The organism is Neomesorhizobium albiziae (assembly GCF_900114255.1).
Classification (GTDB): Bacteria; Pseudomonadota; Alphaproteobacteria; order Rhizobiales; family Rhizobiaceae; genus Neomesorhizobium; species Neomesorhizobium albiziae.
Genome location: NZ_FOSL01000014.1, coordinates 12,955 through 25,071, shown reverse-complemented (window position 1 = coordinate 25,071; position 12,117 = coordinate 12,955). Strand labels below are relative to the sequence as shown.

The 12,117-nt window shown below is 62.1% G+C and carries 12 protein-coding genes; 6 read left to right on the top strand and 6 right to left on the bottom strand.

Going from position 1 to position 12,117, the window contains the following annotated elements; all coding sequences use genetic code 11:
• Window positions 1–33: 33 nt before the first annotated feature.
• Genes F3H98_RS20010 through F3H98_RS19990 form a run of 5 tightly spaced genes read right to left on the bottom strand, consistent with a single transcriptional unit; the run spans window position 34 to window position 4,868 of the window.
• Window positions 34–1,044, bottom strand: a complete 1,011-nt coding sequence (locus tag F3H98_RS20010) for an ABC transporter permease (RefSeq protein WP_149762113.1) — start codon at window positions 1,042–1,044, stop codon at window positions 34–36.
• Window positions 1,044–1,817 (bottom strand): ATP-binding cassette domain-containing protein, encoded by a 774-nt coding sequence (locus F3H98_RS20005; RefSeq protein WP_149762112.1) that lies wholly within the window; start codon window positions 1,815–1,817, stop codon window positions 1,044–1,046. Before F3H98_RS20005 ends, F3H98_RS20010 begins: the two co-directional genes overlap by 1 nt.
• 53 nt (window positions 1,818–1,870) lie before the next feature.
• Entirely contained in the window at window positions 1,871–2,878 is a 1,008-nt protein-coding gene (locus F3H98_RS20000; RefSeq protein ID WP_149762111.1) for a substrate-binding domain-containing protein, read from the bottom strand.
• Window positions 2,879–2,928: 50 nt separating this feature from the next.
• On the bottom strand, window positions 2,929–3,834 hold the full coding sequence (locus F3H98_RS19995) for a sugar phosphate isomerase/epimerase family protein (protein WP_210249699.1): 906 nt from the start codon (window positions 3,832–3,834) through the stop codon (window positions 2,929–2,931).
• Window positions 3,835–3,836: 2 nt separating this feature from the next.
• The gene (locus F3H98_RS19990) at window positions 3,837–4,868 is read right to left on the bottom strand and encodes a Gfo/Idh/MocA family protein (RefSeq protein WP_149762109.1); all 1,032 of its coding nucleotides are present in this window, start codon (window positions 4,866–4,868) and stop codon (window positions 3,837–3,839) included.
• A 236-nt stretch (window positions 4,869–5,104) separates the two neighbouring features.
• On the opposite strand from F3H98_RS19990, the gene F3H98_RS19985 reads away from it, so the two are divergent.
• The gene (locus F3H98_RS19985; protein WP_149762108.1) at window positions 5,105–6,130 is read left to right on the top strand and encodes a LacI family DNA-binding transcriptional regulator; all 1,026 of its coding nucleotides are present in this window, start codon (window positions 5,105–5,107) and stop codon (window positions 6,128–6,130) included.
• A 91-nt stretch (window positions 6,131–6,221) separates the two neighbouring features.
• Here the strand turns inward: F3H98_RS19985 and F3H98_RS19980 are convergent, their stop codons facing one another.
• Complete coding sequence (locus tag F3H98_RS19980; protein ID WP_149762107.1) at window positions 6,222–7,109, bottom strand: GntR family transcriptional regulator; 888 nt, start codon at window positions 7,107–7,109, stop codon at window positions 6,222–6,224.
• Between the two features lie 249 nt (window positions 7,110–7,358).
• On the opposite strand from F3H98_RS19980, the gene F3H98_RS19975 reads away from it, so the two are divergent.
• From F3H98_RS19975 to F3H98_RS19955, 5 genes are all read left to right on the top strand, one after another.
• Entirely contained in the window at window positions 7,359–8,315 is a 957-nt protein-coding gene (locus tag F3H98_RS19975; protein ID WP_149762201.1) for an ABC transporter permease, read from the top strand.
• Window positions 8,316–8,326: 11 nt separating this feature from the next.
• A complete protein-coding gene (locus F3H98_RS19970; protein WP_149762200.1) occupies window positions 8,327–9,085 on the top strand; it encodes an ATP-binding cassette domain-containing protein in 759 nt (252 codons plus the stop codon).
• An 85-nt stretch (window positions 9,086–9,170) separates the two neighbouring features.
• A complete protein-coding gene (locus F3H98_RS19965) occupies window positions 9,171–10,088 on the top strand; it encodes a sugar ABC transporter substrate-binding protein (protein ID WP_149762106.1) in 918 nt (305 codons plus the stop codon).
• A gap of 93 nt (window positions 10,089–10,181) precedes the next feature.
• On the top strand, window positions 10,182–11,207 hold the full coding sequence (locus tag F3H98_RS19960; RefSeq protein ID WP_149762105.1) for a zinc-binding alcohol dehydrogenase family protein: 1,026 nt from the start codon (window positions 10,182–10,184) through the stop codon (window positions 11,205–11,207).
• Window positions 11,208–11,363: 156 nt separating this feature from the next.
• Window positions 11,364–12,074, top strand: a complete 711-nt coding sequence (locus tag F3H98_RS19955; RefSeq protein ID WP_149762104.1) for a GntR family transcriptional regulator — start codon at window positions 11,364–11,366, stop codon at window positions 12,072–12,074.
• Window positions 12,075–12,117: the final 43 nt, after the last annotated feature.

Here is a 12,117-nt window from a genome sequence, read left to right as displayed (position 1 = left end):
GACCCGGCAGAGCACCTTTCGCATACATGGCCTTCAGCGATATCGTGCTTGGTTCCATCTGTGACCGAGCAGCGACAGAATGATGATCAAGCCGTAAAAGAACTGGACGTAAAAGCCCGACAGTCCAACGCCCAGCACGCCGGTCTGGATGAAGGACACGGTCAACGCGCCGACGGCGGCACCAACCACCGTTCCGATACCGCCCCAAGGCGGGGTACCGCCGACGAAGACTGAAGCGATCACCGGCAGCAGGTATCCGTCGCCGGAGGTCGGCCACCAGGTGAAATTAATCATGGTCGAGAAGACGCCCGCGAGCGCCGCGCCGACGCCCATGAATGCGAACACCTTTACACGAACGAGATTCACGTTAATGCCCATCTCGTTGGCGCTGTCCGGGTTATCGCCGACCACATGAACCTGCGCACCGAAGCGGTGCCGGTTGTAGAGCAGCGCGCAGAAGACCACGAAGGCTATGGCCCACACGATCTGCAGCGGGATTCCCCAGATTTGGGTGGAAGTGATCTTGAACGCGAGGCTATCCCGCAACTGCGGAACGGCAATCGACTTCGAATTGGTGACGATGAGAATGAGGCCGCGCAGCATGAAGTTCATGCCAAGTGTCGCCACCAGAGACGAGAGCCCGCCATAGACCACCAGCGCGCCGACGCCAAAACCAAGGAGGCTTCCTACTACCAGTGCGGCGGCGATTCCAAGGAACGGATCAAAGCCGGCCTGGACGACATAGGCGAAGGCGAGCGACGCAAAGCCCATCATCGCCGGGAAGGAAAGGTCGATCTCTCCGGAGGTAACGACGAAGACGAGCGGGGCCACCATGAACAGGGCCACCGGCAAAGTCGTGAGCACTGCCGCGTAAAGTCCCCAGTTGGAAAAGACGCGAGGGTTTGCCACAAAGAAGACGAGCAGCATCACCGCGAAAACGGCGAGCGAGCCGAGGGCGGCGCGATTGGAGAACAGGAACTTCCGCAGCGGCCGCTCGGCCGGATGAAGCGCCATCGTGGCGGTCGTTCTCGAAACCTCGGTCATCACTCCATCTCCCCGGCGGTCACGCCCTGTGACCTCGCTACGCATTCCATGTATTCGATCAGCTCCTGAGCGGATGCGATGTCGGATTTCTTCTTTTCCATCGCGACGCGGCCACGATCAATCACGACGAAGCGCTCGGCGATGTCATAGACGTGGTGGATGTTGTGGCCAATGAAGACGATGGAGCGACCTGACGCACGCACCTGGCGCACGAAGTGGAACACCTTGGCTGTCTCGGTCAGCGACAGGGCCGTCGTCGGTTCGTCGAGCACGATGAGGTTTGCCTGCTTCAGGATGGCGCGGGCAATCGCAACGCCCTGTCGTTCGCCGCCCGATAGCTGCCCGACAATGGAATTGGGCGAGAAAACCTTCGACGTGAAGCCGATTTCACGCATCAGCCGCTCGGCCTCGCTCACTTGCTTCCGGAGGTTCAGCCAACCGAACCGGCCGGCCAACTCGCGGCCCATGAAGATATTCCGCACGATCGACTGCTGGACTGCAAGAGCGCGATCCTGGAACACGGTTTCGATGCCCGCGGCGCGCGAACGGGCCGGGCTCCAGTTGCTGACGCGCTCGCCGTTGACGACAATTTCGCCCGAGGTAGGCTTGATGACACCCGCCAGGATTTTGATGAGCGTTGACTTGCCGGCGCCATTGTCGCCGAGGAGCCCAACGACTTCGCCGGGATCTACGTGTAAGTTGACACCGCCCAGCGCGTAGACCGTACCGAACGATTTGGTGATGTTCTTCAGTTCGATGATGTGCTGAGCCATATCCGGTTCCGGCATGTTGCGTCGCCCGTCTCGCGACGGGCGCGCAGGTTACGCTAGCGCAGCCCTTCGGTTGCGAGATCTGCGACGGCGGCGTAGTTGTCGGGGGTTACGAAGCCGGCGCCGGTGTCGACGTCGATCGGTGCGAGGCCGTAGACGACCTGCTGGCAAAGGCTCAGGATCGGCATGTAGCCTTGGAGGAACGGCTGCTGGTCAGCGGTAAGCTGCACCCAGCCTTCCTTGAAGCCAGCGACGATCTGCGGGCTCGTGTCGAACCCAATATTGATGACTTCACCGGGTTTCTTGCCGGCCGCCTGCATGTACGCTGTAGCGTTACCGAGCAGCTGGCCGCCCGGATAGATGATCGCCTTGACCGCCGGATCGTTGGTCAGCGCGGCGGTTACGGCCGAAATGGCGAGGTTCGGATCGGCCGCCCACTCGGTCGGTGAGGGAATGCGCGTGACTTTGAGGCCGGCCGCTTCGAGTGCGTCAGCGGTAGCGCCTTCGCGCACATAACGCTCGGGTTGCTGATCGAAGGGGCCGAACACGATAACCGAGTCGCCCAACTTGAGCTCGAAGCGGCGGACCGCTTCCTCTCCGAGAGCCTTGCCCTGCGGACCCTGTTGTGCGCCGACGTAGCCGCCACCAAACTTGGCGACGACACCCGGAAGTGGGACGTTCTGGTACATCATCTTGATGCCGGCTTTGGAGGCTTCCTCGGCGAGCGGCATGATCGACGCTTCGCCCGGGTGACCCATCATGGCGATCCCGTCGGGCTTCGCGGCGATTGCTTCACGCAGTTGCTGGACCATTGTCTCTGCCTTCCAGCCCGAGAAAACGTAGTCGACCTGCGCGCCAGTATCCTTGGCCGCCTGCAGAGCGCCGTTGTAGACGATCGACGCAAACGCGTCGCCTTCCGCGCCACCTGCGAAGAAGCGCAGGTGCACGTCCTTGCACCAATTGTCACGCAGCGACTCGGCGCTGGCAGTTGTCACCGACGCCGTGATTGCGAGCGCGCTGACCGCTGCGAAAAGCACGCCCAGCTTCCTCATTGCATGTGTCATTGCCTTCCTCCCTTTTCGCCCATTGGGCTCCAGCATTCTCCGGCAGACGTTCAGGTCGCGGCGGGCACGTATTCAGGCCCGCCGCGGCACTCCTTCAGATATTCAAGGGCTCTAACTTGACCGGTGATTTCGAGATCGCCGCGATAGACCGGGTCGTGCCAGCCTTCGATGTCGATCGCGCCGCTGTAGCTGGCGAGCCGCAATTCGCTGATTACGCGGGTCCAGTCGCTGTCGCCGAAGCCCGGCGTACGCATCTGCACGAAGGGGTGCTTGCCGAAGACGCCATGCTCGCGGATCACGTCCCAGCGCACTGTCGCGTCCTTGCCGTGAACGTGGAAGATTTTCGGCGCCCATTTGCGGATCTGCGGGATCGGGTCGATCAAATAGACAAGCTGATGGCAGGGCTCCCATTCGAGGCCGAGATTGTCGTCGGGCAGTTCGTTGAACATCAGTTCCCAGGCGTCGGGGTTGTGGGCGATGTTCCAGTCGCCGGTTGCCCAGTTGCCGTCCATCGCACAGTTCTCGAAGGCGATGCGTACCCCCTTGTCCGCCGCACGCTTGGCAAGCTTGCTCCAGACCTCGCGGAAACGCGGCAGGCTGTCGGTAAGTGGCTTGCCGCGGACGCGGCCGGTAAAGCCGCTGACAATGTTGGTGCCAAACAGATGCGCGTTGGCGATGATCGTTTCCCAGGCGGCGAGTACCTCGCGGTCCTTGTCGCCGTCCTCCAGCGGATTGCCGAACACACCGACAGAGCTGATGGTGACATCTGCGCTGCCGATCGCCTCACGCAGCTCGCCCGCAAGGCGAGGGATGTCCTTGCCGCCGAGCGTCTGCCAGAAGAACGGCTGTATGCTCTCGAAGCCGAGCGGCAGGATCTGTCGCATATAAGCAGCTGGATCGTTGAGATTGGCCTGCACCATGGTGCCGATCCGGATATCGAGAAGTGGGTTCGGCATTGTCATGCGTCCTCAGCGGCGATTTCGACTCGGCGACCGGTCTCGGCGCTTTCGATCGCAGAGAAAACCATGCCGAGGCTCTTGATGTTGTCGGCGCCGCTGGTCTCCGGTTCGGTATCGTTCTCGACCGCGCGGACAAAATCCTGGATGACGCCGAGATGCCCGCCGATGCGGTCGCTCTCGTCGAGCGGCGGCACTTTGATTGCTTCCACGCGGTCGAAGAGGCCTTCGCGCTCGGGTCGCGCGGCTTCCGCCGTGAGCGCGTCGAAGCCGTCCCAGATCAGGCTGCCGCGCGTCCCCACGATGCGCCAGCCGGCCTCCCAGCTCGTGCGGAACCCGTCGGCGCACCAACTGCCGCGGTAAGTAAAGACCTTGCCGCCATGGAACTCGAAGACGGCTGTCGCCGACGAGCCTTGGGTGTACCAGGAATTCGCCGGCTCCCATTCAAGGCAAAAAGCGCGCTTCGGGTCGGCGTTCACCATGTAGCGCGCGGCGTCGAAGGTGTGGATCGCCATGTCGAGCAGGAGCACATGGCGCATCTCCTCGCGAAATCCGCCGAAATGCGGCGCGACGAAGAAATCGGCGTGGATGCTTGTCGGCGCGCCGATGGCGCCCGAGTCGAGGAAGCGGCGGATGCGCCTGACGTTGGCGACATAGCGGCGGTTCTGCACGACCGCATGGACACGGCCCGCCTGCAGCGCGCGCTCGACGATGGCGAGCGCATTGTCCGGACTGTCGGCAAGCGGCTTTTCGGTCAGGAGATGACAGTGATGCGAAAGCGCGGAGAAAGCGACTTCGCGACGCGCCGCCGGCACGACCACGTCGAACACCGCTTGCGGCTGGGTCTGGTCGAGGACAGCATCGAGGTTCGTGCCGATCGCTACGCCGTTGAGCTCGTATTCGCGTGCCCGCGCTTTCGCCCGGTCGGCGTCGAGATCGACGAGGCCGACGATCGCAATCTCGGGAACCTCTCTGGCGGCATCGAGCCAAGCTTTGCTCATGGCTCCGCAGCCGACCAGGACGACATTCATCATCCGGCGCTCCTCCCGCTCGGCTCCTCCAGGCCGGCATTCACGGATTTCCGTAAACGTTTTTCCGTAAACGTTTACGAGAACACACCCGGCGACGTAGAATGTCAATCGGCTTTTTGCAAGCTGCCGTTTTCGCGCGGCGGTCTGCACAGGATCGAAAGACGCGTTCCGCTGCTGGCGGCTAAAAGCGTCTTGGCCGGAGCGCCCGCGAATGCTAGCGGAAACCCGAGGAGAATAGCTTGGCGTCCAACATTCACGATCTCGCACGGCATCTGAACATATCGATCGGCACCGTATCGCGCGCGCTGAACGGTCGCGCCGACGTCAAGGCCGAGACGCGAGAGCGCGTGCTCGATGCCGCCCGCAAGCTGAACTATTCACCCAACCAGTCGGGCCGGAACCTGCGGCGCGGCGCCACTCAGTCGGTCGCCTTCATGCTGCATCCGCATCCCGGCGACCAGCAATATGGCGAGCCGTTCTTCATCCCGTTTATCACCGGCCTTCAGGCGAAGCTCGCCGAATACGGGCTCGACCTTATGGTTGTGATGGGGGCGCCTGGCGACTATCAGCAAGAGCGTCTCCGGCGCGTGGTGGAAACGCGCCGCGCCGACGCCGTTGTCCTCGCCGCGACGCGCCGCCAGGACGACCGCATCGACTACTTGATCCAGGCAGGCTTTCCGTTTGCCACGTTGGGGCGCAGCCTTTCGGGTGGCCGTTCCTACCCCTCGCTCGACCTCGACTTCGAGAAGGCGGGGGCCGATGCCGTGGATCGCCTCGTCTCACGGGGCCACACGCGAATTGCAGCCGTCCGGCCCCTGCACAATCTGAATTTCGGCTACCTCTTCATGGCGGGCTACCGCAAGGCTCTGAAGCGGCATGGCCTCGATTTCGATCCCGAGTTGACGGCAGCCGGTCTCATCAACGAGTCCGGCGGCTACACGGTGACGCCGGACCTCATGCGCGCCAAAAAACCGCCGACGGCAATTATCTTCAACAACGACGCGATGGCGCTCGGCGGCTGTCGCGCCCTGGTCGAGATGGGGCTGGAGCCCGGCAAGGACGTGGCGGTGGTCGTCATCGTGGACACTGCACTCTGCCGCTATTACTCACCGACGCTCACTGCCTTCCGTCCGGCGCTGGAGCCGCTCGGCCGGCGGATGGGGGAGATGCTGCTTGCTTCCATGCCCGCGCTCGCTGGCCCGGAGGGCACGAAGATCATCCGCGAGGTTTGGCCACTGGAACTCGTAGTCCGCGACAGCGACTAGGAGGCTCGCTTGAACAATTTTGCGGTCTTGAGAGGTCAACAGACCACTCGAATGGTGGATGAGCCTCGCGACGCCGGGATAAGACGACCGATCACCTCGCCAGCGACCGCACAAGCGTATCGCGAGCCGACCGCAGGTGTGCTCGCCAGGCGGTTTCGATCCTGCGGCGGTTCCGGCTCTGTAGCGCATCGATACATGTGAGGTGCTCGAGGATCGCCGCCTTGTTGCGCTCTTTCTCATCGGCCTTGTTCCACTGATAGTGGTAGTGGAAGATGAGGGTGATGATGTCGGAAAAGCCATCAATAAATCGGTTAGGCCCGCTCTCGTTGATCAAACGATGGAAACGATTGTCGAGGTCCGAAAAATCATGGAAACGGGCCTCGACACTGTCGAGCAGGTCGACGTGCTGACGCCGTATCGTTTCGAGGCGCCCCCAGAGCGACGAGCCTTCGGGCAGTTCGGCGAAGTGTCGCGCGGATCGCAGTTCGAACATCACGCGAACCTCGAACAGTTCTAGCGCGAAGTCCTCCGTGAATCCCTTGAAGAGCCAGCCGGAGTTGGACTTCTTCTCGACAAGCCCAAAGCGGCTAAAGCGGATCAGAAACTCACGAATGCCGTTGGTGGCAACGTGAAACTGACGGGCGAGTTCAAGTTCGTTGATAAGCGTGCCGGGCGCTGCGCCGCCGCGGAGCATCCATTCCATGAACTGGCGCTCCACATGCTCGAGGCGTGATGTCGTCTCAAGTCCACTGAAAAGATCATGCTTGCTCACCGGACGACCAGGAACCTTGTTGCCGTCCTGCTCGACAACGATGCCACGGTTTGCCAGTTCGCGGATTACCTTTCGCACTGTCGTGCGGCTGACACCAATGCGAGCGCGCAACTGGTTCTCGGATGGGAGCCCTAGAGCGAACTCACCTCCTTTTACCAGCTCAAGCGTGGCGTTAAGCGCGCGCTTGTAGACGTTATCGGGTTTCATGGCCGGCCTTGTAAGGATGTCTTTTCCGGTCGATTTTTATGCATAAAAAACAACTTGACGCAAACCAATCGCGCGTAGTTTTTTATCGATAGAAAGCAAGCAAAGGGACGTATGTCGTCAAAACCCGTGGGTTTTGACGGGGGAGGGGAATTGTCCGACGCCAATGCTGGGAATGGAGTTGGAATGGGACGGACGGCGTCGGGCCAGGCCCAGGCCGTGCGCGCAACGTCTCGGCTGGATCTGGGTCTGATGCTGCTCGGCATCGGCCCGGCTCTGATCCTGATCGTTCTGGTCGTCGTTCTCAGCTTCCTATCGCCGGTATTTTTCACGCCGCGCAACGTAAGCAACATTCTGGCCCAGACCGCGGTCATCACCGTGGTTGCCATGGGCCAGCACCTCGTCATCCTGACGCGAGGTATCGATCTCTCTGTCGGATCGAACCTTGCGCTGGCGTCGGTCGTGGGGGCGCTATTGTTTCAGGCCGGCGGCTCCGCACCGGTCGTCATCCTAGCGATGATTGCGTCCGGTGCGCTCGTAGGCTCAGTGAACGGGCTCTTTTACGTCTTCGGCCGGCTGCCGCATCCGTTCATCATCACTTTGGCGACGCTCAGCATCTGCAAGGGTATCGCGCTGCAGCTTGCTGATGGCCGCGCCATCCCGGGCATGCCGGAAGCTATCCGTGTCCTCGGCCGAAACGCCTTCTGGGGTCTACCCGGGTCGGTATTCGTGGTTCTTGGAGTGGGCCTTCTACTACTCGTCCTCACCAGGACAATGGTGTGGGGCCGCTGGATATATGCCGTGGGCGGGCGGCCGGAAGCGGCCGTCGCCATGGGCATTCCCGTCAACTGGGTGCTTGTATCAACATACGTCACTTCCGGCACCTGCGCCGGGATCGGCGCTGTCATTCTCGCGGGGCGCACCGACGCGGGGTCGCCGCTGTTCGGCAATCTGCTGGAGCTCGACACGATCGCTGCGGTTATCATCGGCGGCGCGAGCTTTCTCGGCGGGCGCGGCCATCTCGGACACGCAGTGATCGGCGCCATCATGATCGGCGTCATCCGCAACGCGCTCAATCTGCTCAATGTCGACATATTTTTCCAGCTCATCATCATCGGCGTCATCATCGTGATCGCTGTCGAGTGCGACGTACTGCGCAACCATCTTGAGGCGCGCGTGCGCGTCGTGCAGGCGGGGAGGGCGCGATGAACGGCGCCGCCCTGCAGACTGAAGCGTTGAGCCCGCTGCTCTCGGTGCGTGGCGCCACTAAACGCTTCGGCTCGGTGCTTGCCCTCGATGGCGTCGATCTCGACCTCAGGCGTGGCGAGATACTGGCGTTGCTTGGCGACAATGGCGCCGGCAAGTCGACGCTGATCAAATGCATCAGCGGGCTTCATCGTCTCGATTCCGGCGCAATCCATCTGGATGGCCTCGAGACGGAAATCCGCTCGCCGGCGGACGCCCGGTTCGCCGGCATCGAGACGGTCTATCAGGAACTCGCTCTCTTCGACAACCTGACGCCGGCGCAGAACTTCTTCGCAGGCCGCGAGATCGCAGGTCCGGCATGGCTGCCGCGCGGGCTGCGCTTCCTGAACAAGCGCGGCATGGACGCCGAGGCAAGGCAGGTCATCAGCCGCCTCAAGATCACGCTTCCCAAGCTCGACGTCGTGGTAGCCAAGATGTCCGGTGGCCAGCGACAGGCCATCGCGGTGGCGCGCGCCACGGTTTTCGCGCGCAAGGTCGTCATCCTCGACGAGCCGACAGCAGCGCTCGGTCTCAGGGAATCCCGCCAGGTGCTCAACCTCGTCGCGACCGTTCGCGACCAGGGCAATGCGGTGATCCTAATCACGCACAACATGGAACATGTCGTTGAGCTCGCCGACCGCGCCATGGTGCTGCGGCAGGGCCGGAAGGTCGGCGAGATCGTACCGACCAACAGCAACAAGCAGGATCTGGTCGCGATGATCGTCGGGGCCTGAACCTGAACTCATTGCGGGCGTCGCCCACGTCCGCATCTGGCCGGAACTTCCACCGGAAAGCGCGCCAGCAACACAGGAGGAGGAAATGAAGCTGAACCATAGATTGATTGGGGGTGTCGCGGTCGCCATCGCGCTTGCCTCGCCCTCGTTCGCGGCCGACAAGGTCAAGGTCGCGCTGATCACCAAGTTCCCTGTCCCGTTCTTCTCGACCATGGAGGATGCCGCCAAGAAATACGCGGCAGAGAACGATGTCGATCTGGTCGTCGGCCAGGGACAGTCCGCCACCGACATCGAGGGCCAGATCGCGCTCATCGAATCGATGGTCACCCAGGACGTGCAGGGCATCGCCATCACGCCGGTAGACCCGACTGTCGCGCCCGCGCTCGACAAAGCGGTCGCAGCCGGCATCAAGGTCGTGCTCATCGACAACAGCATCCCGGACTGGAAGGGAGCGACGGCGCTCGTCTCGACCAACAACCTCAATGGCGGAAGGATCGCCGGCGAATATCTCAAGACGGTGCTGAAGAACGGCGACAAGATCGGCATTCTCGAAGGCGTTCCCGGCGTGCCGGCACTCGACGACCGCGTCAACGGGATGATGGAGGGGCTAGGCGGCCTGAAGGTCGAAGTCGTGGGCAAAGGCGCGACCAACTGCACGCAGGAACTCGGCACATCGGTCGCCGAGGACTTGCTGACCGCCAATCCCGACCTGAAAGCCATCTACTCGGCATGCGGTCCGCCGGCCGCAGGCGCCGCACAGGCCATCACCAACGCCGGCATTGCCAACGACGCGTTCATTCTCGTCGGCTTCGACGCCTGCTGCGGCGAGATCGAAGCGATCAAGTCAGGGGTCGAGGACGCGACTGTCGCGCAGTTCCCCGCCAAGATGGGCGAACTCGGCATCGACACGGTCGTCAAGGCGATCAAGGGCGGAGCGGTGGAGGCCAATGTCGACACCGGCGCCGGCCTGGTGACCGCCGAGAACGTCAAGGACTTCGAATAACCGCTTGAGCCGACCCGGCAGAGCCACCTGCCGGGCCGGCTCGGTACGCCACCAACACATCGCAGGAGCAACACCGCCCACATGAACGCCGTCATGAAATCTGTCCGATGCGTCGCTCCGGGAGAACTCGAATTCGCCGATCGGCCGGCGCTTGGCAGTCCCCCTGAAGGCTGGGCACTGATCGACGTCGCCCATGTCGGCATTTGCGGCACCGACTATCACATCTTCGAAGGCAAACATCCGTTCCTCGCCTATCCGCGCATCATGGGCCATGAGGTTTCGGGCACCGTTGTCGAGATCAATGGACCCACAGACATTTCGGTAGGTCAGGATGTCATCATCAACCCCTACCTCTCCTGCGGAAAATGCGTTGCGTGCCGGCAGGGAAAGCCCAATTGCTGCGTCTCGATCCAGGTGCTGGGAGTGCATCGCGACGGTGCCATGAGCGAACAGCTCCTTGTGCCCGTGGAGAACCTTTTTCCGGCCGATGGCCTGTCGCTAGCTGAGGCGGCGACGGTCGAATTCCTGGCTGTTGGCGCTCACGCCGTTCGGAGGTCGATGGCCGTTGGCGGGCAGCGCGCATTGGTGATCGGCGCAGGCCCGATCGGCCTTGGCACCACGCTCTTCGCGCGCATCGCGAAACAAAACGTGACAATCATGGACGTCAGCGCGGAACGGCTGGCCTTTGCCTCGCGTCAGCTCGGCTTCCTGGTGATCGACGCATCGAAAGGGCAGGTTTCCGAAAAAGTATCGGAGCGAACCGTCGGTGCGGGTTTCGACGTCGTCTACGACGCGACGGGAAACAGCCGTTCGATGCAGGCCGCCTTCGCTTACGTCGCGCATGGCGGCGTCATGGTTCTGGTCAGTGTCGTCCAGGACGATATCACCTTCTCGGACCCGGAGTTTCACAAGCGCGAGATGATGCTGATCGGCAGCCGCAACGCGACGCGCGCCGATTTCCAGCACGTGGCTGCGTCGATCCGGACAGGCGCGATCCCCATCGACCAGCTTATCACGCACCGCACGACGCTGCGTGACAGCCCACGTGACATAGCGCGCTGGGCACATCAGAAATCAGGCTTGATCAAGGCCATGATCGACGTCCGGGGCGGAAGCTGATGGACGTCAAGACACTCAGGGACCGCAACGCTGCACAAAAACTCATCAAGCGTTCCCCTTAAACGTGCCCATCCCACACAATAGGAAATCGTATAGGATATATGATTGACTTGGCCAGAGCATCGCGTTAGGCATGCTTCATGTCAAGGGGCGAACATGAACGGCCTGCTTCAAGCTGATCCTTTGGAAGGCGCCGTCTCTCAGGCCGGCGTGCGCGCGATCAATCGCCATCACGGTCTCGCCGAGGAGGCCTATGAGGCGATTTTCGCCCAGCTCATGGCGCTGCGGATTGCGCCTGGTTCCCGCATTACGGTTGACAATCTAGCGCGCGAATTCAACGTTTCTCAGACGCCCATTCGCGAGGCGCTCGGCCGGCTTGAGGGTGAGGGGCTCGTCATCAAGACGCATCTGATCGGCTACAGCGCGGCGCCGCAGATAACCCGCCGACGCTTCGACGAATTGTATGACTTGCGTTTGCTGCTCGAACCGACCGCTGCGCAGCGCGCAGCACGAACGATGGATGCGAGCAGGCTTTCAATCCTGAAAGAGATGGCAGGCGTCATGTCTCGCCGGCAGGTGGGCGATGAGCGGGTTCGGTACTCCGCCTTCGCGCGCCAGGACGCTGTCTTCCACGACCGCATCCTGGAGTTTGCCGGCAATGAGCTGATCCGCATGACGCTTGCGAACCAGCACACGCACTTTCACATTTTCCGACTGATGTTTCATTCGCGCGTTACCGAGGAAGCGCTCGACGAGCATGAAGCATTGCTCGCGGCTTTTGCGGCCGGGGATGGCAAGGCGGCGAAGCGCGCGATGAGCGATCATATCGAACGTTCTCGAGACCGGTTGCTGCCGGCTTTCGAATAGTTGAAGCAAGAACTGCGGAGCGTCAGGCTCCGCACCAACGGAG